At 71.4% G+C, this 20755-nt stretch carries 26 protein-coding genes and 1 tRNA gene; 16 read left to right on the top strand and 11 right to left on the bottom strand.

Going from position 1 to position 20755, the window contains the following annotated elements; translation table 11 throughout:
- The first annotated feature begins 25 nt into the window (after positions 1–25).
- The 4 genes from F1C12_RS11670 to F1C12_RS11655 are packed head-to-tail and all read left to right on the top strand — an operon-like array spanning position 26 to position 4115.
- Positions 26–1012, top strand: coding sequence for a carbohydrate kinase family protein (locus F1C12_RS11670; RefSeq protein ID WP_185275175.1), 987 nt, complete (start codon positions 26–28; stop codon positions 1010–1012).
- Positions 1013–1015: 3 nt separating this feature from the next.
- Entirely contained in the window at positions 1016–2374 is a 1359-nt protein-coding gene (locus F1C12_RS11665; protein WP_185275174.1) for an extracellular solute-binding protein, read from the top strand.
- On the top strand, positions 2374–3294 hold the full coding sequence (locus tag F1C12_RS11660; RefSeq protein ID WP_185275173.1) for a carbohydrate ABC transporter permease: 921 nt from the start codon (positions 2374–2376) through the stop codon (positions 3292–3294). The genes F1C12_RS11665 and F1C12_RS11660 overlap by 1 nt, the downstream gene beginning before the upstream one ends.
- Complete coding sequence (locus F1C12_RS11655; protein ID WP_185275172.1) at positions 3291–4115, top strand: carbohydrate ABC transporter permease; 825 nt, start codon at positions 3291–3293, stop codon at positions 4113–4115. Before F1C12_RS11660 ends, F1C12_RS11655 begins: the two co-directional genes overlap by 4 nt.
- 2 nt (positions 4116–4117) lie before the next feature.
- Here F1C12_RS11655 and treZ read toward each other — a convergent pair whose 3' ends face one another.
- Both treZ and treY read right to left on the bottom strand, forming a co-directional pair.
- Positions 4118–5857, bottom strand: coding sequence for a malto-oligosyltrehalose trehalohydrolase (treZ, locus tag F1C12_RS11650; protein ID WP_185275171.1), 1740 nt, complete (start codon positions 5855–5857; stop codon positions 4118–4120).
- Positions 5854–8202: a malto-oligosyltrehalose synthase gene (treY, locus tag F1C12_RS11645; RefSeq protein WP_258045859.1), complete on the bottom strand. Its 2349-nt coding sequence runs from the start codon at positions 8200–8202 to the stop codon at positions 5854–5856. The genes treZ and treY overlap by 4 nt, the downstream gene beginning before the upstream one ends.
- A 182-nt stretch (positions 8203–8384) precedes the next feature.
- Between treY and F1C12_RS11640 the strand changes: the two genes are divergently transcribed.
- A complete protein-coding gene (locus tag F1C12_RS11640) occupies positions 8385–8558 on the top strand; it encodes a CsbD family protein (protein ID WP_185275169.1) in 174 nt (57 codons plus the stop codon).
- A 54-nt stretch (positions 8559–8612) separates the two neighbouring features.
- Here F1C12_RS11640 and F1C12_RS11635 read toward each other — a convergent pair whose 3' ends face one another.
- A complete protein-coding gene (locus F1C12_RS11635) occupies positions 8613–9011 on the bottom strand; it encodes a RidA family protein (protein WP_185275168.1) in 399 nt (132 codons plus the stop codon).
- Between the two features lie 168 nt (positions 9012–9179).
- Between F1C12_RS11635 and F1C12_RS11630 the strand changes: the two genes are divergently transcribed.
- From F1C12_RS11630 to F1C12_RS11620, 3 genes are all read left to right on the top strand, one after another.
- Positions 9180–9359 carry a hypothetical protein gene (locus F1C12_RS11630; RefSeq protein WP_185275167.1) on the top strand — a complete coding sequence of 60 codons (180 nt, stop codon included), beginning with the start codon at positions 9180–9182 and terminating at the stop codon, positions 9357–9359.
- A 108-nt stretch (positions 9360–9467) separates the two neighbouring features.
- Positions 9468–10004: a DUF6611 family protein gene (locus tag F1C12_RS11625; protein ID WP_185275166.1), complete on the top strand. Its 537-nt coding sequence runs from the start codon at positions 9468–9470 to the stop codon at positions 10002–10004.
- A 10-nt stretch (positions 10005–10014) separates the two neighbouring features.
- Positions 10015–10287 carry a hypothetical protein gene (locus F1C12_RS11620; RefSeq protein ID WP_185275165.1) on the top strand — a complete coding sequence of 91 codons (273 nt, stop codon included), beginning with the start codon at positions 10015–10017 and terminating at the stop codon, positions 10285–10287.
- A 16-nt stretch (positions 10288–10303) separates the two neighbouring features.
- Here F1C12_RS11620 and F1C12_RS11615 read toward each other — a convergent pair whose 3' ends face one another.
- Positions 10304–11248, bottom strand: a complete 945-nt coding sequence (locus F1C12_RS11615) for a quinone oxidoreductase family protein (RefSeq protein ID WP_185275164.1) — start codon at positions 11246–11248, stop codon at positions 10304–10306.
- Positions 11249–11317: 69 nt separating this feature from the next.
- Entirely contained in the window at positions 11318–12268 is a 951-nt protein-coding gene (locus F1C12_RS11610) for a helix-turn-helix domain-containing protein (protein WP_185275163.1), read from the bottom strand.
- Positions 12269–12354: 86 nt separating this feature from the next.
- Here F1C12_RS11610 and F1C12_RS11605 point away from each other — a divergent pair, with 86 nt between their 5' ends.
- From F1C12_RS11605 to F1C12_RS11585, 5 genes are all read left to right on the top strand, one after another.
- Positions 12355–12576, top strand: coding sequence for a hypothetical protein (locus tag F1C12_RS11605; RefSeq protein ID WP_258045858.1), 222 nt, complete (start codon positions 12355–12357; stop codon positions 12574–12576).
- A gap of 47 nt (positions 12577–12623) precedes the next feature.
- Complete coding sequence (locus F1C12_RS11600; protein WP_258045857.1) at positions 12624–13268, top strand: HAD-IA family hydrolase; 645 nt, start codon at positions 12624–12626, stop codon at positions 13266–13268.
- Positions 13269–13346: 78 nt separating this feature from the next.
- Positions 13347–13715: an ArsR/SmtB family transcription factor gene (locus tag F1C12_RS11595; protein WP_185275162.1), complete on the top strand. Its 369-nt coding sequence runs from the start codon at positions 13347–13349 to the stop codon at positions 13713–13715.
- Positions 13712–14188 (top strand): SRPBCC family protein, encoded by a 477-nt coding sequence (locus tag F1C12_RS11590; protein ID WP_185275161.1) that lies wholly within the window; start codon positions 13712–13714, stop codon positions 14186–14188. Before F1C12_RS11595 ends, F1C12_RS11590 begins: the two co-directional genes overlap by 4 nt.
- 5 nt (positions 14189–14193) lie before the next feature.
- Positions 14194–14808: a dihydrofolate reductase family protein gene (locus F1C12_RS11585; RefSeq protein ID WP_185275160.1), complete on the top strand. Its 615-nt coding sequence runs from the start codon at positions 14194–14196 to the stop codon at positions 14806–14808.
- Between the two features lie 376 nt (positions 14809–15184).
- On the opposite strand, the gene F1C12_RS11580 is transcribed toward F1C12_RS11585, so the two are convergent.
- The 3 genes from F1C12_RS11580 to F1C12_RS11570 form a co-directional block, all read right to left on the bottom strand.
- Positions 15185–15406, bottom strand: a complete 222-nt coding sequence (locus F1C12_RS11580; protein WP_185275159.1) for a hypothetical protein — start codon at positions 15404–15406, stop codon at positions 15185–15187.
- A 103-nt stretch (positions 15407–15509) separates the two neighbouring features.
- The gene (locus tag F1C12_RS11575; RefSeq protein WP_258045856.1) at positions 15510–16529 is read right to left on the bottom strand and encodes a quinone oxidoreductase family protein; all 1020 of its coding nucleotides are present in this window, start codon (positions 16527–16529) and stop codon (positions 15510–15512) included.
- A gap of 5 nt (positions 16530–16534) precedes the next feature.
- Positions 16535–16828, bottom strand: a complete 294-nt coding sequence (locus tag F1C12_RS11570) for a GNAT family N-acetyltransferase (protein WP_185275158.1) — start codon at positions 16826–16828, stop codon at positions 16535–16537.
- 171 nt (positions 16829–16999) lie between these two features.
- On the opposite strand from F1C12_RS11570, the gene F1C12_RS11565 reads away from it, so the two are divergent.
- From F1C12_RS11565 to F1C12_RS11555, 3 genes are all read left to right on the top strand, one after another.
- Positions 17000–17779, top strand: coding sequence for a dienelactone hydrolase family protein (locus tag F1C12_RS11565; protein WP_185275157.1), 780 nt, complete (start codon positions 17000–17002; stop codon positions 17777–17779).
- A gap of 93 nt (positions 17780–17872) precedes the next feature.
- A tRNA-Arg gene (locus F1C12_RS11560) sits at positions 17873–17945 on the top strand.
- A gap of 301 nt (positions 17946–18246) precedes the next feature.
- Positions 18247–18612, top strand: a complete 366-nt coding sequence (locus F1C12_RS11555) for a hypothetical protein (RefSeq protein ID WP_185275156.1) — start codon at positions 18247–18249, stop codon at positions 18610–18612.
- A gap of 18 nt (positions 18613–18630) precedes the next feature.
- Here the strand turns inward: F1C12_RS11555 and F1C12_RS11550 are convergent, their stop codons facing one another.
- The 3 genes from F1C12_RS11550 to F1C12_RS11540 all read right to left on the bottom strand — a co-directional run bounded on the left by F1C12_RS11550 (position 18631) and on the right by F1C12_RS11540 (position 20748).
- Positions 18631–18885: a hypothetical protein gene (locus F1C12_RS11550; RefSeq protein WP_185275155.1), complete on the bottom strand. Its 255-nt coding sequence runs from the start codon at positions 18883–18885 to the stop codon at positions 18631–18633.
- A 109-nt stretch (positions 18886–18994) separates the two neighbouring features.
- Positions 18995–19636, bottom strand: coding sequence for a response regulator (locus tag F1C12_RS11545; protein ID WP_445626109.1), 642 nt, complete (start codon positions 19634–19636; stop codon positions 18995–18997).
- Positions 19633–20748, bottom strand: a complete 1116-nt coding sequence (locus tag F1C12_RS11540; RefSeq protein ID WP_219732608.1) for a sensor histidine kinase — start codon at positions 20746–20748, stop codon at positions 19633–19635. Before F1C12_RS11540 ends, F1C12_RS11545 begins: the two co-directional genes overlap by 4 nt.
- Positions 20749–20755 lie beyond the last annotated feature (7 nt).

Genomic DNA, 20755 nt, shown 5'->3' with positions numbered 1-20755 from the left:
CGGAGAAGTGCGAAGGAGTGAACCGTTGCATCACCGTCTGTCCCGACCTGGGGCCCTGCTCTTCACCGGGGATGTGTTCTGCGACCTGATCTTCACGGGCGCCGACGTCCCGGTCCTCGGGCAGGAGACATACGCGGACCGCTTCGGGATCGCCGTGGGCGGCTCGGCGATCCGGGCGGTGGCGGCGGCGCGGCTCGGCGCGGACTCCCGTCTCGTCGCCACCATGGGAGACGACGTCATCGGTACGCACATCCACGCGCTCCTCCGCGCGGAGCCGAACCTCGACCTCGACGAGCTCCAGACCGTCCGCGGCTACCAGAGCCCGGTCAGCGTGGCGATCTCCGGTCCGCACGACCGCGGCTTCCTCACCTACGTGGAGGAGCACTCCGTCGCCGTCCCGCAGCGACGCGACGATGTCGCTGCCGCGCACCTGGACGTGTCCGACGCCGCCCTCCCGTGGGCCGTCGAGATGCGCGAGGCGGGCACCGTGCTCGTCGGCGGGGTCGGCTGGGACGCGAGCGGCGAATGGTCCAGCGGGCTGCTCGCCGAACTCGACCGCGTGGACGTCTTCATCCCGAACCACGACGAGGCGGTCGCGTACACCCGCACGACCGACCCGGTGTCCGCGGCCCGCGCTCTGGCGGACCACGTCGGCCTCGCGGTCGTCACGCGCGGCGCGGCGGGCGTCATCGCCGTCGACTCGGCGAATGGAGAGGAGGCCGAGGTTCCCGGCATCCCCGTCGCCGCGGTCGACCCGACCGGCGCCGGCGATGTCTTCACGGCCGCCCTCATGACCTCCCTCGGCGAGGAGTGGACCCTCGCCGAACGACTTCGCTTCGCCACGGCCACCGCCGCCTATTCGGTGACCGGCCTGGGCGGGGGCGCGAGCGCCCCGACTCCTCGCGAGCTCATCGGCTTCGTCGAACGACACGCCGCGGACTCCGAATGGGCCTTCCTCCACGACTGGAGCCGGCGAGCGCCGCTCCAGCAGACAACGGGAACAGAAAGGTAATCCATGAAGAAGCAGTTCACCGCGATTGCGGTCGGCGCGCTCACTGCGGCGACCGCGGTGCTCCTGGCCGGGTGCGCGCCGGGGTCGTCCGGGTCCGGCTCGGACACCTCGAAGGTCACGGCGTCCAAGACCGTGGAGTCCGGGAAGTACACGCTGACCGTCTGGGATCAGAACAACACGGGTGACATCGACACCGCCCAGAAGAAGCTCAACGCGGAGTTCGAGAAGAAGTACCCGGACATCACGATCAAGCGCAACAGCCAGTCGTTCTCCGACCTGAAGACGACGCTGAAGCTCGCCCTCTCCGGCAACAACCCGCCGGACGTCGTGCAGGCCAACCAGGGCTACCCCGACATGGGGGCGTTCGTCTCCGGCGGGATGCTCACCCCGCTGAACGACTACTCGTCGCTGTACGGCTGGGACCACTACTTCCCCTCGAACCTGCTGGCGCTCAACACCTTCAGCTCGGACGGCAAGCACTGGCAGACCGGCAACCTCTACGGCGTCTCCAACACCGGCGAGTTCGTCGGTGTCTACTACAACAAGAAGATCCTGAGCAGCCTCGGAGTGGAGGCGCCCAAGAGCCTCGACGACCTGACCGCCGCCATGGCGAAGGCGAAGGCCGCCGGCATCCAGCCGATGGCGTACGGCGACCTCGAGAAAGTGCGCGGCATCCAGCTCTACGGCGTGGTCCAGGCCGCGACCGCCGGAGCCAAGGCCGTGCAGAACCTGGTCTCCGCCAAGGCGGGAGCGTGGACTGATAAGGCGAACGTCGACGCCGCGACGACGATCCAGGACTGGGCGCAGAAGGGCTACCTGCCCGCCGACGCCAACGGGATCTCCCAGGACGCGGCGGTCGCCGATTTCGGCAAGGGGAAGGCGGCGTTCGTCATCGACGGCACGTGGGACATGTCCACGATCGGGCAGGCTCTCGGCCAGTCCAACGCCGGGATGGTGGCGCTCACACCGGCCGGGGCGTCCGCACCGGTGACCCAGGGCGGCGAGGGCCTGGCGTGGGCGATCACATCGAAGTCCGCACACCCCAACGCGGCGGCGGCCTACATCGACTTCATCTCCGGCAAGTCCAGTGCTCAGGCGATGATCGACGCGAGCAGCCTCCCGACCGTCCTGCCGGCCGATCACACGTCCGAGGCCGGGACGCTGAACGCGAGCGTCTACGACCAGTACACGTCGCTGACCGCGGGCAAGAGCATCGTGCCGTACCTCGACTACACGACGCCGACGTTCTACACGACGCTGACCGCGGCCATGCAGGACCTCACCGCCCAGAAGACCTCCCCGCAGCAGTTCACCCAGACGCTGCAGACCGACTATTCGGGCTTCGTCTCCGGAAACAAGTAATGGCTCAGACCCTCATCGCGACTGCCACCGACGCCCCGCGCACCCGCGCGCGGCGCCGGTGGCAGCCGGCCGCCTACCTGTATGTCGCGCCGTCCGTGCTCGTGCTGGCCGCGTTCATCGTCGTCCCGCTCCTGCAGACGTTCCAGTACTCCTTCTACGACTGGAACGGCATCGGAGCGTCGACCTGGGCGGGGCTGAAGAACTACGCGGCCGTCTTCACGGACGTCCAGCTGCGCGACGCCTTCCTGCACGTGTCCGTGCTGCTCCTCTTCTACGCGGCCCTGCCGGTCGTCCTCGGCCTCGCCCTGACGATCGTGCTCTCGCACGCCAACCGGCTCCGCGGGATGGGCTTCTTCCGCACGGTGCTGTTCCTCCCGCAGGTGATCGCGTCGGTGGTGGTCGGCACCATCTGGGTCTCGATCTACGCCCCGCACGGCCTGCTCAACCAGGTGCTCGCAGCGGTGGGGCTCGGCGAGCTGGCGCGTGCCTGGCTCGGCGACTACACCTTCGCGCTGATCGCGATCGGCTTCATCGGGACGTGGGTGAACACCGGGCTGTGCCTGGTGCTCTTCCTCGGCGGCGTGCAGAACATCGAGCCCGCCGTCTTCGAGGCCGCGCGGATCGACGGCGCCGGACCGCTGCGCGAGTTCTTCGGGGTGACCCTGCCCGCGCTGCGCGGTCAGCTCGCCATCGCGCTCACGCTGACGGTGACGGCGACCCTGAAGTCGTTCGACATCGTCTACATCACGACGCAGGGCGGCCCGGGCACCAGCACGACGGTGCCGGCGTTCGAGGCGTTCAATCGGGCCTTCAACACCGGCCAGGTCGGCTCGGCTGCGGCCGTCGCGATCGCCTTGACCGTTCTGATCATGGTGATCTCGTGGCTGATCACCCGTCTGCAGCCGAAGGAGAACGCATGAGAATCGGCCGGGTCGAGAAGACCGTCGACTACGTCATCCTGAGCGTCTTCGCGCTGTTCGCGCTCCTGCCGCTCGTCGGCGTGCTCTTTTCGTCGGTGATCCCGGCGGGCGATAACACCGGCGGGTTCCAGCTCCCGCAGACGGTCAGGCTGCAGAACTACACCGACGCCTGGACGGAAGGCCATTTCTCGACGTACATGGCCTCCAGCGTGCTCGTCGCGGTCGCCGTCGTGCTCCTCACGTTCGTCCTGGCGACGCTCGCCGGCTACGCCTTCGCGCGCATGACGTTCCCGGGCTCCGGCATCCTCTTCTTCGTCCTGCTCGTGGGGCTCATGCTCCCGGAGGAGGCGTTCATCATCCCGCTCTACTTCAACCTGCGCACGGCCGGACTCACCGACACCTACTGGGCGCTGATCCTGCCGCAGACCGCGCAGTCGCTGGGCTTCGCCGCGTTCTGGATGCGCAACCACTTCCGGGCGTTCCCCGGCGAGATCATCGAGGCGGCGCGGCTCGACGGAGCGTCGGACAGCCGGCTGCTCTGGCGCGTCCTCGTCCCGGCGTCCTGGCCGTCGATCGGCACGATGGCCGTGCTGGTCGGGATGTGGACGTGGAACGAGTTCCTCATCCCGCTCGTCATGATCACCCAGGACCAGCTCCGGACCGCGCCGCTCGGGCTGGCGTTCTTCCAGGGTCAGCACATGACGAACTACTCGCTGCTCTCGGCGGCCGGCGTGCTCATCGCCCTTCCGATCGTGATCCTGTACCTCGTCCTGCAGCGCCGCCTGATCAGCGGCATCGCCGGCGGCGTCGGGACGCGCTGAGGTCAGCTCGCCACCCGCGTGACCCGCACCGCGTGGTCGAACACGGCCTCCGTGACCGTCTCGTCCGTCGCGGAGGGGAGGCCGTCGCCGCTCAGTGCCGCCTCTACCCGCAGCCCTGCGCGGGTGAACCCGAACACGCCGTCCACGCAGGTCACGTCCGTCGCGCGCGCGTCGGGCGGCAACTCGCGGCGGAGATCGATGAGGTGGCGGTACCAGGCGAGCAGACGGGCGTGGGTCGGCTGTTCGGGTTCGGTCCAGTCGAGGCGGGCGCTTTCGAAGGTGGCGGGGTCCTGCGGGTCGGGGACCACGTCCGGGTCCCAGCCCATGCGGGCGAACTCGGCGATGCGGCCGGTTCGGGTGGCCTCCGCCAGGTCGGGCTCCGGGTGCGAGCTGAAGAACGGCCACGGGGTCGTCGCGCCCCACTCCTCTCCCATGAACAGCATCGGCGTGAACGGGCCGAGCAGGATCAGCGCGGCGGCGACCGCGAGGCGTCCCTCGTCGAGGGTGGCCGTGAGCCGGTCGCCGATCGCGCGGTTGCCGATCTGGTCGTGGTCCTGGCTGAACGCGACCAGCCGGGTGAACGGGATGTCGCTGTCCAGCGGCCGGCCGTGGTTCCGTTCACGGAAGCTCGACCAGGCGCCGTCGTGGAAGAAGCCGCGCTCGAACGTCTTGATCAGCGCCTGCGGCCCGGCGAAGTCCGCGTAGTACCCGCTCGTCTCGCCGGTCAGGTTGACGTGGACGGCGTGATGCACGTCGTCGTCCCACTGCGCGTCGAGGCCGTAGCCGTGCCTGCGGCGCTCGCGGATCAGCTTCGGGTCGTTGAGGTCGCTCTCGGCGATGAGCGTCGCCGGCCGCCCGGTCGTCTCCCGGATGCCGGACGCCTCCCGGGCGAGCGCCTCCAGGATGTGCTCCGCACTGCTGTCGCGGAGCGCGTGCACGGCGTCCAGCCGCAGCCCGTCGACGTGCATGTCGCCCAGCCAGAACCGGGCGTTGTCGAGGATGAGCCGCCGCACTTCCCCGGACTGCGGCCCGTCGAGGTTGACCGACGATCCCCAGGTGTTGCGGCCCTCGCTCAGGCAGGGGCCGAACATCGGGAGGTAGTTGCCGCTCGGGCCGAGGTGGTTGTAGACGACGTCCTGGATGACCGCGATGCCGCGGGCATGACACGCGTCGACGAACCGCTGGTACGCGGCGGGCCCGCCGTACGGCTCGTGCACGGCGAACCAGAGGACGCCGTCGTAGCCCCAGCCGTGCGGCCCGTTGAAGGCGTTGACCGGCAGCAACTCGACAGCGTCGACGCCGAGCCCGGCGAGGTGGTCGAGCCGGCCTGCCGCGGCGTCGAGCGTCCCTTCGGGGGTGAACGTGCCGATGTGGAGCTCGTAGATGACGCGTCCGGTCAGGGTTCCGGGTCGCCAGTCGCGGTCGGCCCAGGCGTGGTCGCCGGGGTCCCACTCGCGGCTGAGCGCGTGGACGCCGTCGGGCTGGCGCCGCGAGCGCGGATCGGGGAACGGGCCGGCGCCGTCGACGACGAAGCCGTAGTCGAGAGAGTCGGCGTCGAGAGAGCTGGCGTCGAGAGAGCCGGCGTCAGCGTCGAACGGGGTGGCCAGCCGCCACCACCCGCGCTCGTCCTGCTGCAGCGGACGCCGCCCGGCTCCGGCGATCTCCACCTCCACACCGCCCGCGCCCGGCGCCCACACCGGGAAGGTGCGGTCCGGGAACCCGGTGGCCACCACCGCGCTCATCGCGCCACCGCCAGCAGCGCGACGGGATACCGGTCGAACAGTTCGGCGACGGCCATCCGGCCGGTCACCTCCCGGCCGGTCAGTTCGTCCCGATACACGGCCGGGCCGAGGTCCACCGTCGTGTCGCCCCAGCCGCCCGCGTGCGCCAGCCCGAACGGCAGCCGGGTGGCGAGCGCGATCACACCGCCGCGGTCGAAGGCCACGAGGTGATCCGCGCGCTCGCCGGAGGCGGCGAGCGGCCGGTACTCCGCGAACAGCTCGGGCCGGTCCCGGCGCAGCCGGAGCGCGCGGGAGGTCACCAGCAGCTTCGCCGCGCCTGACGAGTCGACCGGAGGCAGCCAGCCGTCGTCCAGGTGCGCGAGCAGCCCGGCGGATGCGTCGAACTCCACCGGGCGGCGGTTGTCCGGATCGACCAGCGAGCGCTCCCAGCGTTCGGAGCCTTGGTAGACGTCGGGGACGCCGGGCAGGGCGAGCTGGACGAGTTTCGCGCCGAGGCCGTTGCTCGCGCCGGGCGCCTCGATGATCGCGGCGATCGCCGCCACCTCCGCCGCCACCCGCGGATCGTCGAACGCCGTGTCGACCAGCTCGCCCATCGCCCCCTCGAACACCGGGTCCGGATCGGTCCAGGTCGTGCTCGCACCGGCCTCCCGGGCGGCTTTGAGCGCGTAGGCCTGCAGGCGCTCGCGCGACGCGGGCCACGCTCCGACGATCGACTGCCAGAGCAGGTTCTCGAGCGATCCGTCGCCGATGGAGACGCGATGCCGGACGGCATCCAGGAACCGGCCCCACCGCTCCGGCAGCTCCGCGAGCACGGCGATGCGCGCCCGGGTGTCCTCGCTGCGCTTGGTGTCGTGCGTGCTGAGGGTCGTCAGCGAGTGCGGCAGGTCGGACTGCCGTTGTCGCTGCAGCCGGTGGAACGCCTCCACCGTGAGCGAGAACTCCGACGGGTCGCCGCCGACCTCCGTCAGCGAGACCAGCCGGGTGTACCGGTAGAAGGCGTTGTCCTCCACGCCCTTGGCCATGATCGCGCCGCTGGTCTGCTGGAAGCGCGCGGAGGCGGGCGCTAGCGCGCCGTCGGGTGCGGGCGCGAACGCCGTGCCGAGCGCCTGCACCGCGTCGGTGAGGTCGGGCCGGGAGGCCGCCGCGGCTTCGAGCGCCGACCGCAGCTGATCGGCGCCGAACGGGAGGTAGCTCCGATAGACGGGGAAGGCCGCGGCCACCTCCGCCACGGCGTCGGCAAGGGTGTCGGCGTCCCCAGCGTTGTCACTGAGCTCCCGGTTGTCACCGAGCTCCCGGTTGTCGCCGAGCTCCCGCACGACGCGCAGCACCTCCGACCGGAGGATCCCGTCCGCCACCGACCGCTTGCGGCGGTGCACCAGCCCTGCCCAGTCCCGGCTCTCCTCGCGCGCGTCACGCTCCTCGGCCAGCGCGGTCAGCGGCTCCTCGCCTGCGGGGTCCACGAACACCCGGTCGACGATCCCGAGCGCGTCGTATCCGGTCGTTCCGGCGATCGGCCAGGCCGGGATCCGCTCGTCGCCCTCCAGGATCTTCTCCACCCAGACCGGACGCCAGTCGGCGAGCTCGGCAAGTCGCCGCAGGTAGTCGCCCGGGTCGCGGAGGCCGTCCGGGTGATCCACGCGGAGGCCGTCGACCAGGCCCTCACGCACCCAGCGCCCGATCTCGGCGTGCGTGTCCTCGAAGACCCGCTCGTCCTCCACGCGCACGCCGGCCAGCGTGTTCACCGCGAAGAACCGGCGGTAGTTCAGCTCGGCGTCGGCGCGCCGCCACGAGACCAGCTCGTAGTGCTGCCGCGCGTGCACCTCGCGCGGCGACGCGAACTCCGTGCCAGGTGCGATAGGGAACCGGTGGTCGTAGTAGCGGAGCTCGCCGTCCACGACGCGCAGCGCGTCCTCCTCGTCCGGTCCGTCGCCGAGCACCGGGATGCGCAGCCGGCCGCCGCCGAACGCCCAGTCGATGTCGAAGTGGCCGGCGAACGCCGAGCCCTGACCGGACCGGAGCACATCCCACCACCACGGGTTCTCGTGCGGCACGGCCACGCCGAGGTGGTTGGGCACGATGTCCACCACGACCTGGAGGCCGAGCCGGTGCGCGGCGTCGGCGAACTCGCGCAATGCCTCCGGCCCTCCGCGCGCCTCGTCCACCCGGGTCGGGTCGACCACGTCGTATCCGTGCGCCGACCCCGTGCTCGACTGGAGCAGCGGAGACAGATAGACCGCCCCGGCGCCGAGGCGGTGCAGGTAGTCGAGCACCTGGGCGGCGTCCCGCAGCGTGAAGTCGGGCGTGATCTGGAGGCGGTAGGTGCTTGTCGGGACGTCGTGGCTCACACCAAGGATTCTTTCGCGCGGCGCACCGCGCTGGAAGGGGGTGGACATTCCCGTGGACGACTCGCGCTTGCGGCCTTCCTGTGGAGGACTGAGGGGATTGAAAAACCCACCCGGGTGTGCAGCCTGGACCCGTCCCCGTCGCAGTGGGACCGTCGAGGGAGACCGATCGAAAGGGGACGACCATGGGACTCGACGACAAGATCGAGAACGCCGCGGAGAACGCGGGAGGAAAGGCCAAGGAGGCCACCGGCAAGGCGACCGGCAACGAGCGCCTGGAGGCCGAAGGCAAGGGGGACCAGATCAAGGCGGACCTGAAGAACGCCGGCGAGAAGGTGAAGGACGCCTTCAAGCACTGAGCCCACCCACACGAACTGCCCCCGCCCCCGTCCACGTGGGCGGGGGCTTTCGCGTCAGCCCGGCAACGCCGCGATCGCGCTGATCTCGATCAGCGCCCCCGGCACTCCCAGCCCCGCCACGCGCGACCCGGTCACCAGCGGCGGCGCCCCGTCCCGGGCGAGCTGCGGCCCGATGGCGCCGTACGCCGCTCCGAGGTCGGCTCCGGCGTCGATGAGGACGAACCACTGCACCACGTCATTCAGCGTCGCTCCCGCGGCGGCGAGGGCGACCTTCGCGTTGTCCAGCGCCCTGGCGGCTTGCGGGCCGACTTCGGGCGACACGAGCGCACCGGTCTCGTCGACGCCGTTCTGGCCGCCGAGGTAGACGGTCGCCGATCCCGGCGGGACGACGGCGACGTGGCTGAAGGCGGGACTGCGGACGAGCCCGTCCGGCTGAAGGAAGGTGACGGCCATTCCCTCACCCTGCCAGCGACCGCCGACGTGCGCACCCCCGGACCGGCGGACAGGGCGAGCAGAGTTGCCGCGACGGCGCGATTGGGGAGGTGAAATCCTGCATGTTTCCGCGCCCCCCGCCGTCGGAACCCGGCGCGGCCCCTGTGAGTGCATCCGATACTCGCATCCATGAAATCGCAGTCTCGTCGCGTTCCGTCCGATGCCGGTCCGACCGTGCCGCACGTCGAGCGCGCGACCAGCGTGGTGACCGGCCAGCCGATCCTCATCCGGTGCGAGTGCCCGCTGGGGCGCGACCACACCTACGCCGAATGGCAGGAGCGGTTCGGCGCCGGTGCGTCGCCCGAATGACGGAGGATGGCTGCCGGCCGTCGGCGGACCGTCTGGTTCCGGCCGCTTCGCGCATGGATTCCGTGAGGATCCGCGCCGCCGCGCCCCGAGCGGCGTAGACCGATACCCGTGACGACGATCGAGCGACCTCGCGCGCGCAGCAGGACGGCGCGATTCTTCGAAGGAGCCCACCCCTGGGGCTGGTTCGAGGAGACCTCCGCGCTGTACACGGCGCGGACCGGGGTCTCCGCGCGCCGGCTCTTCGTCTACCCGCCGGGGACGTCGTCCGCCGAGCGTCGCGCCATCGTCTTCCGGCGGCGCTGGCCGACCGTCGGCGGCCTGCTCGCCCTGGTTCCCGCCCTCGTGCTCGCCCCCGCTCCCGCAGTGGCCGCGATCGGCGCGATGGCGGCCGTCTACGTCGCGGGCTTCGTCGTGGCCGCGGTCGCGACCCGGCGCGTGTGGCGGGAGTGCCACGTCATCCGGTGCTCCACGGTCGCGGTCGGCGAGCAGTACGAGGCGTACGGCGACGAGCGGCTGGTCACGGCCTCCCTCGCGTCGCTGCTCGCCCTGGAGCGTGCGCGGGACGAGGGCCGGATCGACGAGGTCGCCTTCGAGCTCGGCTGGAGCCGCGTGTACGACCTGGCGCAGGCACGTCGCGCGGAGTAACTTGCGCTGCATGGGCGACCGTGTGGAGCGCGCCCGGGCGCTGCGTCGCGTCGGGCTGGGAGTGCTGTTCGCCGCGCTCGCCCTGATCTTCACGGTCGCGCTGACCGTCCTCATCCCGACCGAGGGCGAGAACCCGCGGGCGTGGGGGATCGTCGTGTGCGGCGTCGTGACGGTGGTCGTCTTCACCCAGCTCGCACTGCGCAACTGGAGGCTGCTGAAGCACTACCGCGGGGATGACCTCCCGGTCGCGCAGGCCGTGCACCGGCGGCTGCTGCACCACTGAGCGGGGCGGCGGCCCCTCACGGCACCAGGATCACCTTCCCGCCCGGATGCCCCGACTCCACCAGCCGTGCCGCCTCCGCGGCCTCCGTCAGCGGGAACGTCCGCGCGATGTCCACCTCGAACTCGCCCGCGGCGATCAGGTCGAGCGCCAGCGCGTAGGCGTCGTCGCGCAACCGCAGCTCGTCTGCCGTCATCGGCACCGGATTCCCGCCTCCCCACGCGCGGATCCCCAGCTCGGCCGCGCGCGGACCGACCACGATCGTGCCGATCCGCGAGCGGTCGTCCACGAGGGCGAAGGAGGCCTCCAGTGCCTCGTCGGAACCGATCGCGTCGAGGATGAGGTCGTAGCCGTCCGGCGCCGCGGAGCGCAGCCGGTCGAGAAGTCCTGGACCGTACGCGACGGGGATCGCCCCGAGCGCGCGCAGCCGGTCGTGGTTCGCCGGCGACGCGGTCGCGACCACCGTGGCGCCCATCCGCCGCGCGAGCTGGATCGCCGCCCTCCCGACACTGCCGGAACCGCCGTGGAGGAGGAGCGTCGTCCCCGGCCCGACCCCGAGCGAGACCAGCGCCTGGTGCGCGGTGCCGACGGGGACGCCGATCGCCGCCGCCTGCTCCCAGCTCACCCCGGCGGGCTTCCGGACGAGCCGGGAGGCCGGCGCGACCAGGTGCGTCGTGTACGCGCCGTGCGCGCCCTGGACGACCACCTCGTCGCCGGGAGCCCAGTCGTGCACGCCCGCTCCGACCGAGAGCACGACCCCCGCCGCGTCGCTGCCCGGCACGCGCGGCGCCGTGATCGGCGCGCTCGGCCGGCCGCCGCTGCGCAGCTTGCCGTCGATCGGGTTCACGCCTGCGGCGCGGACCTCGACGACCACGCCGTCCTCCGGCGCGACCGGATCGGGGACTGTCGCCACCTCCAGGACATCGGGGTCGCCGAGGCGGTCGTACTGGATCTGCGTGACCATGCGGGGGTCCTTCCGTCGCGGGCGATCGTCCTTGGAGTCAACCACCGGGCGCGCGGATTCTTCCCCGCGTCAGCGCCGCGCGAAGGCCGCCCGGTACCGGGTGGGCGGCACGCCGACCTCCGCGTCGAAGTGGTGCCGCAACAGCGTGGCGCTCGCGAACCCGCTGCGCCGGGCGACCTCCTCCACGGGAAGCTCCGTCGTCTCCAGTAGCAGCCGGGCGTGCAGGACGCGCTGGGTCGTGAGCCACTGCATCGGCGGTACGCCGGTCTCGGCGACGAAGCGGCGCGAGAAGCTCCGGGTGGACATGTGGGTGCGGGCCGCGAGGCCGGAGACGGTGTGGTTCTCGTCCAGCGTGGTGCTGAGGTGGTCGAGGAGTTCGCTGAAGGTGTCGTCCTCGCAGTCGGACACCGGCTTCTCGATGTACTGCCGCTGGCCTCCGTCGCGCTGCGGCGGGACGACCATGTTGCGCGCGATCGTGTTGGCGATCGCGCTGCCGAGCTCGCGCCGCACCAAGTGGAGGCACGCGTCGATGCCGGCGGAGGTGCCGGCGCTCGTGATGATCGTGCCGTCGTCGATGAACAGCACGTCCGGGTTCACCTGCGCGAGCGGGAAGCGGCGCTGGAGGGCGTCCGCGTAGCGCCAGTGCGTCGTGCACTCGCGGCCGTCGAGGAGGCCGGCGGCGCCGAGCACGAACGCGCCCGAGCAGACGCTGAGCAGGATGGCGCCGCGGGCGTGCGCGCGGCGGAGGGCGTCGAGGAGTTCTTCGGGGTACTCGTCGCGGATGGTCGCGGCGGGCACGGCGATGAGGTCGGCGTCCTCCATGGCGTCCAGTCCGTACGGTGCGATGAGCTGCACGCCGGTCTCGTTGCGGGTGGGCTCGCCCGGGGTCTCGGAGCAGACCCGGAAGTCGAACGGCTCGATCCCCGCGTAGCTGCGGTCGAGGCCGAACACCTCGCAGATGACGCCGAACTCGAACATCGCGAACTCGTCGATGACGGGCACGGCCACGCGCTTCAACATGTCGACCAGTGTATTGGCCGTATCTTTGCGAAGATAGACCTGAAGCCATATGGTGGCCGGATATTTTCGCTCGTAACGTTGAGGTCATGGCAAACGGAACCTGGGCACAGGGAATCGAACACAGCTGGGTGGCCCGCCCGGTGCGCACCAACGGCGGAGAGCCGATCCCGCCACGCCGTCGCCGCTTCGTGCTGAGCGACTGGCTCCCGGCGGCGGTCGCCGCCCGCGGTGGCCGCGTCACCCGCGAGACCGAGCGCGGCCTCGCCGACCTGCGGGCCGCGCAGGACGCGCGCACGACGGGGCGCTGAGCGTCGCCGGCCGCGGGAGGTCCCGGCCTCCCGCCTAGGCTGGTGCGATGGAGATCAGCGCATCCGGATTCCTCTTCGACATGGACGGCACGCTCGTCGACTCGCACGCCGTCGTCGAGGCGGTGTGGAGTGAGTTCGGCCACCGGCACGCGCTGGACCCCGTCGAGATCCTCGCCTACGCCCACGGGAGGCAGGCGGTCGACACCGTCGCGCACTTCCTTCCGGGCCTCCCGGCGGAGCGCCGGGCCGAGCTGGTCGCCGGCCTCGTCGCCGAGGAGGTGACGCGCACCGATGGCATCGTGGAGGTTCCCGGAGCCGTCGCGCTGCTGACGGCGCTCGCCGAGGCGGAGGCGCCGGTCGCGATCGTGACGAGTGCGCCGCGCGAGCTCGCCGTCGCACGACTGGAGGCTGCCGGGGTGCCCATCCCGGCCGTGCTCGTCGCCGCGGAGGACGTGTCCCGCGGCAAGCCCGACCCGCAGGGCTACCTGCTGGCGGCGGAGCGCCTGGGGGTGCCGATCCAGGAGTGCGCCGTGTTCGAGGACGCGGAGGCCGGCCTCCTCGCCGCCGTGGCTTCGGGCGGACGCGTCGTCGTCGTGGGCCATCACGCGTCCGCGACGACGGAGGGGCTGGAGCGCGTCCAGGGTTACACCGGTCGCGTGCCCGGCGTGGAGAGCGTGTCGCTGCCGTCCTGAGGCCGCTCTTGACGCCTCCCTCCGCTCGTCCTATCCTTTATTCAACCGATTGATTGATAAACGGATAGGTTGACAACGATGGACGACCAGCTCGACCGGGCCTTCGCGGCCCTGTCCGACCCGGTGCGGCGCGCGATGGTCGCGCGACTCAGCCGAGGTCCGGCGACGGTGAACGAGCTGGCCGAGCCGTTCGACATCAGCCTGCAGGCGGTGTCCAAGCACGTCGGCGTCCTCGAGTCCGCCGGGCTCGTCTGGCGCACGCGGGAGGCGCAGCGCCGCCCGGTGCACCTCGACGCCGCAGCGCTCGAGCGCCTGACCTCGTGGATCGATCGGTACCGGCTGGAGGCGGAGCAGCAGTACCGCAGGCTCGACGCCCTGCTCGCCGCGCCTCCGGCGACCTCACCAGAACACAGAACGAGCAAGCGAACCAAGGAGAAGGAATCATGACCAACCCTGTCGTCATCGATGCCGTACCCGGCACCTCGTACGCCGACATCACGCGGGAGTTCGAGGCGCCGGTGGAGGCCGTCTTCCGCGCCCACGCCGACCCGGAGCTGTACGCGCAGTGGATCGGCCCGCGCCGGCTCGACAACACGATCACGCACTGGGACTTCCGCACCGGCGGAGGCTACGGCTTCGAGCAGAAGGACTCCGACGGCAGCGTCTACGCCTTCCGCGGCGTCATCCACACCGTGGTCGAGAACGAGCTCATCATCCAGACGTTCGAGTTCCTGGGCGCGCCGAACGAGGTCAGCCTCGACCTCCTGCGCTTCGAGCCGCTCCCGGGCGGCCGCACCCGGCTGGTCGGCCACTCGGTGTTCCCGTCGAAGGAGGCGCTGGAGGCCATGATCGCCTCGGGCATGGAGTACGGGATGCGCGAGGGCTACGAGCAGCTCGACGAACTGCTGGCGAGGGGCTGATTCCGATGACCAAGGTCGTCGCCGACATCACCATCTCCCTCGACGGCTTCGTGACGGGCCCGGACGCCGCCCCCGGCAACGGGCTGGGCACCGGGGGAGAGCCGCTGCACCGCTGGGTGTTCTCCGACGACCCAGACGACAAGCGCATCCTCGCCGCGGCGACGGAACGCTCCGGCGCCGTCGTGATGGGCCGCAACCTGTTCGACGTGATCGACGCCCCCGACGGCTGGAGCGACGAGCTCGGCTACGGCGCGACGGAGGTCGGCAAGCCGCCGTTCGTGGTCGTGACGAGCGCGGCCCCGTCCTCGGTGCGCCTGACGGGGCTGGACTGGACCTTCGTCACGACGGGCCTGCCGGACGCGGTCGCTGCGGCCCGCTCGCTCGCCGAAGCGGCCTCGGCGTCACGCGGCGCCGATCTCGACGCGGTGCTGATGGGCGGCGGCGCCCTCATCGGCTCGGCGCTCGCGGCCGGCTTGGTCGACACGCTGGTGCTTCACCTGTCACCGATCATCCTGGGCGCGGGCACCCCGCTGTTCACGGGGTCCGCGCCGCGGCAGCTGGTGCAGCGGGAGGTCGTGGCGACGACGACGGCGACGCACGTGACGTACGACGTCGGGTGACTCTGCCGTGCTCGTTTGAGCACAATGCGTTGCGGTGCGCACATCATCCCCGAGACGTGGCAGGCTCTGGAGTAGTCAGGCGGGCCGCGACTGGCGACAACGGCCGGCGGCCCGCCGACTCACTTCGGACGCCTGAGCTCTGAGCCTCGGGCGCGCTCGTCCCGATAGCCATCGCAGTGGGCTATCTCGATGTGCGAGAGGTGATGTGCGTCCAGCTGGGTAGGTGCTAAACGAAAGGCCCCGGACGATGCCGGGGCTCTTCTCGCGCGGGATTCGCGCATCCAACTTTCTGGTCTGTAGCTTCGCCGCCGGTGAAGGCCTGATGAGCTTCGATCGCTCGGTGTTCGCCTTCGGGTGGGGGAGGTGGCGATATGGCCTACGCGTCCCTTGCAGCCAGCTTGGCGTCCGCCAGCGCGCGCACACGGTCGACATTGACGGTCGCGTTTCCCAGACTTGGCACTTCGGTCGTGTCTAGCTGAATCGACGCGGTCGATTCGAGTCCAAGCGAACGCGCCCGCTCGGCGAGCTGCTCGGCGAAGTTCTCTTCGACCAGGCTCATGCCCTGCGCGTTCATGCTGTCCAGAAAGTCGTCGCCCATGAGGAACCTCCCAGTTATGTTGGGTCGGAGCCTAACGAAGCGGACCGCCATAACGCCAGTTCACATGATCTGTGTTGACCTAGGTGCAAGATCCGCTTCCGCGTCACATCCCCAGCACGATCGTCCGCCCCGCCGGCCGCGCATCCGCCGCCCGATGCGCAGCCCACACCGTGTCGAACGCCATCACCTCCGGCTCGAACACGGTGAGCCTCCCCGCGGCCATGTCCGCGAACAGCCCGCGCAGCATCCGCCGGTACTCCGGCCGCTTCCGCAGCACCCAGAACGGCACTGAGCAGACGATCTCCCGCGGGTGCCCGAACCGGCGCATCGCCGCCGCCGCCGACCCGCGCACCGCGTCGTCGCGCTCGTGTCCGGGGCGGCCGGCGAATGCGGTGCGCACGATGACCCCGGACGGCGCCACGGCCTCCCGGACCAGGGGCGAGCCGGTGTGGTCGATCGCGGCGTCCACCCCGCCCGCGGTCTGCGACCGGACCGACGCGGGCCAGCGGGGGTCGCGGTAGTCGACGAGGGTCACGTCCGGCGCGGTGAGGCCCGGCGGCGGGGTCGTCCCCGTCCCGAGCACCGTCCGGCCGTCGCGCAGCGCGAGCTGGGCGGCCAGTGATCCCACGGCGCCGGTGATGCCCTGGATGAGGACGCTGCGCGCGTCGCCCGCGTACTGGAGGGCGAGCGCGGCCGTCACGCCGTTGAGCGGGAGGGCGGCGGCGGCTTCCGAGGTCAGCGCGTCCGGAACCGCGACCAGGAAGGTCGGCGAGACCACCAGCCGCGTGGTGTGCGCGCCCATCCGCGGGAGCACTCCCGCGACCCGCGCGCCGGTGCGGAGGCCGAGTGCCGCCGACACCGCCGACTCGGTCTCCAGCACGCCGACGAAGTCGTAGCCGGGGACGAACCCCGGCAGCGGCTGGAGGACGTAGCCTCCGCGCCGGGCCAGCACATCGGTCGACCCGAGGGCCGCGTGCGTGACGCGCACGAGCACCTCGTTGCCGCGCGGCGCGTGCAGCGTCTCGTGGGCGAGCGCGATCGCCGACGGGTCGCCGAAGCGGACCACGCGCGCCGCCGTGCGCTCCACCGTGCGCCCCACGGTGCGCTCGGCCTGGCCTCTCATCGCCGTCAGCCGGCGCGTCGCTGCAGCAGGCCGGCGCGCTCCGGGTGCCGGTCGAACCATTCGGCCACGTACCAGCACATCGGCACGATCTTCCGGTCGGAGGTGCGTTCGATGTCGTCGACCGCGTACGCGACCAGGTCGGCCGCGTAGCCCTTGCCGCGTTGCGCGGGGACCGTGAACGCCCTGGTCAGCGAGATGGACGAGCCGAGGACGCTGTAGTCGAGGGCGCCGACGAGCTCGCCGTCGATCCGCATCGCGTAGCGGCGTGCGTCGGTCTCGTTGCTGAACTCCGTGGACATGCGCCCATGGTACGTCCGTCGCGCCTCCCCGGCAGGAGAGGTATCGTGAACGAGGTGGGACCCGACCCGCACCGTTCGGGCCCGCGCGCACTCCGCGATGCAGCCACAGCAGGCCAGGCCGCGTGCGACGACCGTCGCCCGCGTCGCGCACCCGAACCTGGAGCCGCACCCGTGACGATCGACAGTCCGTCGCCCGCCCTGTCCCCTGCCCACCAGGCCCTGCTAGAGCAGGTGCCGATCGGCGAGCACTCCGTGATCGACGTGGAGGCCGTGCCGTACGAGCACGAGGGCCTCCCGCTGGAGGGCTACCTCGCCAGGGATGTGCAGGCCGACGAGCGCCGCCCGGCCGTGCTGATCCTCCACGACTGGCACGGCGTCGGCGACAACGTGCGGATGCGCGCGCAGATGCTGGCGCGCCGCGGCTACGTCGCGTTCGCGGCGGACCTGTACGGCGCGGACGTGCGGCCCAGCGGCGACGAGGCGTCCGCGGTGGCGGGGCAGTACTACCGAGACCTCCCGCTGCTGCGCTCGCGCGTCGCGGCCGGCTTCAGCTGGCTGCAGCAGCACCCCGCCGTCGACCCGGCCCGGCTCGCGGTGATCGGCTACTGCTTCGGGGGGACGGCCGCCCTCGAATTCGCCCGCACGGGAGCGCCGGCCCGCGGGGTGGTGTCGTTCCACGGCGGCCTGATCGCCCACGACCCGTCCGACGCTGCGGCGATCGCGGCCTCCCTGCTGGTGCTCAACGGTGGCGCGGACCCGGTCGTCCCGGACTCCGCGGTCGCCGCGTTCCAGGACGAGCTGCGGGCGGCGCCGCACGTGGACTGGCAGCTCACGACGTACTCGGGAGCTCCGCACGCGTTCACCATCCCGGGAGGCGACCGATACCGCGCGCTGGCCGACGCGCGAAGCTGGCGGGCGCTGGTGTGCTTCCTGGACGAGGTGTTCGCGTGAGCTGATCGCCGACCTCATCGGCCGACCTGATTGGCGGTCTGCGAAAGGGTCATGTAAGCTCTAACAGGCCCGCGCGGAGACGCGACAGGTCATGCGCCACTAGCTCAACGGATAGAGCATCTGACTACGGATCAGAAGGTTGGGGGTTCGAATCCCTCGTGGCGCACAGCGTAAGCAAAATACTGGTTGAGACAGTAGGAAAAGCCCCGGCGGAGAGCCGGGGCTTTTTCGTTCTCCCCACCCCGGCCGTATGGGAGCGGATCTCCCCACTCCCACACGACATTCGGGTAAGACCCCGGCGCCGTCGAGACGCCCCCTAACTGCGTGCTCGGCGCCGGTGACCCTCCCAGCGTAACGGCAGAGTAGACGGTACAGTGGACCCCGTTTCGGCGCGCCGAATCCGCACCGCGCGAGCACAGGATTCCGGGGCTGCCCCGTGCCGCGGCCCGCTGGCTATCATGTGCGCCATGAGCACGAAGAGCAGGCAAGCACCGCACCAGGAGGAGACGCTGCACCTCGGTGCCCACCGCGGGATGTGGGGTGCGTTCGCGGGGTTGATCACAGCGGTCCTGATCGCGTACCCGCTGTCGGCGAGCGTCGCCTTCGCCACGCATCCGGCGACGCAGAAGCTGTTCGGGGAGCGGTTGGCGTCCGCGTCTCAGGCGGGGTTCCAGGCGTTCTGGTGGATCATCGCGCTCGGCTGCCTGGCCCTGCCGTTCATCGTCGGGTTCGGGATCGCGAGGATGTCGGGCCGCACCCTCGTCATCATCGGCGGCATCGTCGTCGTATTCCTCATCCTCGTGCTGGTGATGGGGCAGCTGTTCCTGTTCTGAGCGAGCCCCGCGGCGGCCTCAGAGGTCGACTTCGCCCAGGTCCTCCGCGTTGAGGTCGTCCGGGCTTCCCATGACCGCGGGCACGCACTCCGAGAACGCGTAGCGGAGCAGCACGGGCCACTCGCTGGCGTCCACCAGGTCGAAGACGTCGACCACCGCCGCGCCCCCGATGTGGGAGGGCACGCGCAGTTCGAACGGGGGCTCGCTCGTGCGCTCGAACTCGATCTCGTACGCGACGTCGCCGCGCTCGAGGACGGCCAGCACGATCTCCATGCCTTCCGTCCTACCCGTTTCGGCGCGAGGGCAGAACCCCTTCACCGGCGTGTGTCGGTCTTCGTCGTCGACGCGAAGGCCCGGCTGGCGGTGACCGTGACGCGCCCCGCTACAGGTCGAGGAGCCCCCGCCGGAACCCCTCCGCCACCGCAGCGGCCCGGTCGCCGACGCCGAGCTTCGCGTAGATGCTGAGCAGGTGCGTCTTCACCGTCGCCTCGCTGAGGTGGAGGCGTTCCCCGGCCACGCGGTTGGTGGCGCCGTCCGCGACCAGCGCCAGCACCTCCAGCTCCCGCGGCGACAGCAGGTTCGCCTCCGGTGTCCGCACCCGGCCGACGAGCCGGGACGCGACGGACGGAGCGAGCACCGCGTCTCCGACCGCCGCGGCGCGGATCGCGCGCAGCAGATCCTCCCGCGGCGCGTCCTTCAGCAGGTAGCCGGTCGCCCCGGCTTCGATCGCGGGCAGCACGTCCGAGTCGCCGTCGAAGGTGGTGAGGACGACCACGCGGCTCGGGAGGCCGAGCCTGGTCAGCTCGCGGATCGCGGTCACGCCGTCCATGCCGCGCATCCGCAGGTCCATGAGCACGACGTCCGGGAGCAGCACCCGGGCGAGCCGCACCGCCTCGGCGCCGTCGGACGCCTCGCCCACGACCTCCACGTCGGGGTCGGAGGCCACCATGCCGACGATGCCGTCCCTGACCACGGGATGGTCGTCGACGACCAGGAGGCGCACGATGCCCTGCGCCGCGTTCACGCCGGCACCTCCGCGCGGATCGCCGTGCCGTGGCCCGGCCGTGACTCGACGACGAGTCCGCCCGCCACCGACTCGATGCGCTCGCGCATGGCGAGGAGGCCGTAGCCGCCGTCCTCCGGGCGGTCCGGTGCGCCCACCCGGGCCGCCGGGTCGAAGCCGCGGCCGTCGTCCCGCACCTCCAGCCGGGTGCCGGCGCCGTCGGTCCGGAGCGTCAGCCGCACCCCGTGGGCGCCGGCATGACGCTCGACGTTGGCGAGCGCCTCCTGCGCGGTCCGCAGCAGCGCGACCTCCACATCGGTGGACAGCGCGCTCGCGTCGCCGGTCGTCGTGACCTCGGCAGGGATGCCGGTGCGCTCCGACCACGTACGCGCCAGCTGCGCGATCGCCTCCGGAAGCCGCATCGCGTCGAGGGCCGCCGGCCGCAGGGCGCGCACCGAGCGACGAGCTTCGGCGAGGCCGTCGCGGGCGAGGGCGAGGGCGGCGTCCGTGTGCCGGGTGCGGCCGGCCTCGTCGGGCGCCTGCTCAGCGGCCTGGAGCTGCGTCACGATCCCGGCGAATCCCTGCGCGAGCGTGTCGTGGATCTCGCGCGCCAGCCGCGAGCGCTCGACCTCCGTCGCCGTCAGCTTCACCTGCCGTTCGGCGAGCCGGAGCGACCAGGACAGCCCGCACATCGCGACGACGTTGAGCAGGAGGATGCCGACGGTCCCGACGATCCCCGCCGGGTCGAACCGTAGTGTCGAGCTCTGCGCCAGCCCCGCGACGACCGCGGTCGCTCCGACCGCGAGCAGCTCCCACGGCCACGGCACGATCGAATACGCGAACGTGAACGTCGCGATGGTCAGGAACCCGAACCAGCTGTCCTGGAGCACGAGCGCCAGGTTGAGCGCGATGAGCCCGGTCATGAACACCGCGACCGTGGCCGGCCGCTCGCGGAGGCGCGCCGGCAGCCGTCGGAAGACCACGATCCACACCGCCATCGCCGCGGAGAGGATGAGCGTGGGCGCGAGCGCCGCCCAGTCGCCCCACTGCACGCCGAGGGTGAAGGCGACCAGCACCGCCAGCACGACGTACGGCGTGACCGTGAGGACGGTCCTCCAGCGCGGATCGATCACGTTCAGA

Origin of the sequence: Leifsonia shinshuensis, assembly GCF_014217625.1 — a bacterium.
GTDB lineage: Bacteria > Actinomycetota > Actinomycetes > Actinomycetales > Microbacteriaceae > Leifsonia > Leifsonia shinshuensis_A.
This window is presented reverse-complemented; position numbering and strand designations above follow the sequence as displayed.

Excerpts from the sequence above, each read along its gene's own strand:
- F1C12_RS11665 (WP_185275174.1), top strand. The coding sequence starts at position 1,016 with ATGAAGAAGCAGTTCACCGCGATTGCGGTCGGCGCGCTCACTGCGGCG.
- F1C12_RS11660 (WP_185275173.1), top strand. The coding sequence starts at position 2,374 with ATGGCTCAGACCCTCATCGCGACTGCCACCGACGCCCCGCGCACCCGC.
- F1C12_RS11655 (WP_185275172.1), top strand. The coding sequence starts at position 3,291 with ATGAGAATCGGCCGGGTCGAGAAGACCGTCGACTACGTCATCCTGAGC.
- treZ (WP_185275171.1), bottom strand. The coding sequence starts at position 5,857 with ATGAGCGCGGTGGTGGCCACCGGGTTCCCGGACCGCACCTTCCCGGTG.
- F1C12_RS11640 (WP_185275169.1), top strand. The coding sequence starts at position 8,385 with ATGGGACTCGACGACAAGATCGAGAACGCCGCGGAGAACGCGGGAGGA.
- F1C12_RS11635 (WP_185275168.1), bottom strand. The coding sequence starts at position 9,011 with ATGGCCGTCACCTTCCTTCAGCCGGACGGGCTCGTCCGCAGTCCCGCC.
- F1C12_RS11630 (WP_185275167.1), top strand. The coding sequence starts at position 9,180 with ATGAAATCGCAGTCTCGTCGCGTTCCGTCCGATGCCGGTCCGACCGTG.
- F1C12_RS11620 (WP_185275165.1), top strand. The coding sequence starts at position 10,015 with ATGGGCGACCGTGTGGAGCGCGCCCGGGCGCTGCGTCGCGTCGGGCTG.
- F1C12_RS11615 (WP_185275164.1), bottom strand. The coding sequence starts at position 11,248 with ATGGTCACGCAGATCCAGTACGACCGCCTCGGCGACCCCGATGTCCTG.
- F1C12_RS11610 (WP_185275163.1), bottom strand. The coding sequence starts at position 12,268 with ATGTTGAAGCGCGTGGCCGTGCCCGTCATCGACGAGTTCGCGATGTTC.
- F1C12_RS11605 (WP_258045858.1), top strand. The coding sequence starts at position 12,355 with ATGGCAAACGGAACCTGGGCACAGGGAATCGAACACAGCTGGGTGGCC.
- F1C12_RS11600 (WP_258045857.1), top strand. The coding sequence starts at position 12,624 with ATGGAGATCAGCGCATCCGGATTCCTCTTCGACATGGACGGCACGCTC.
- F1C12_RS11595 (WP_185275162.1), top strand. The coding sequence starts at position 13,347 with ATGGACGACCAGCTCGACCGGGCCTTCGCGGCCCTGTCCGACCCGGTG.
- F1C12_RS11590 (WP_185275161.1), top strand. The coding sequence starts at position 13,712 with ATGACCAACCCTGTCGTCATCGATGCCGTACCCGGCACCTCGTACGCC.
- F1C12_RS11585 (WP_185275160.1), top strand. The coding sequence starts at position 14,194 with ATGACCAAGGTCGTCGCCGACATCACCATCTCCCTCGACGGCTTCGTG.
- F1C12_RS11580 (WP_185275159.1), bottom strand. The coding sequence starts at position 15,406 with ATGGGCGACGACTTTCTGGACAGCATGAACGCGCAGGGCATGAGCCTG.
- F1C12_RS11575 (WP_258045856.1), bottom strand. The coding sequence starts at position 16,529 with ATGAGAGGCCAGGCCGAGCGCACCGTGGGGCGCACGGTGGAGCGCACG.
- F1C12_RS11570 (WP_185275158.1), bottom strand. The coding sequence starts at position 16,828 with ATGTCCACGGAGTTCAGCAACGAGACCGACGCACGCCGCTACGCGATG.
- F1C12_RS11555 (WP_185275156.1), top strand. The coding sequence starts at position 18,247 with ATGAGCACGAAGAGCAGGCAAGCACCGCACCAGGAGGAGACGCTGCAC.
- F1C12_RS11550 (WP_185275155.1), bottom strand. The coding sequence starts at position 18,885 with ATGGAGATCGTGCTGGCCGTCCTCGAGCGCGGCGACGTCGCGTACGAG.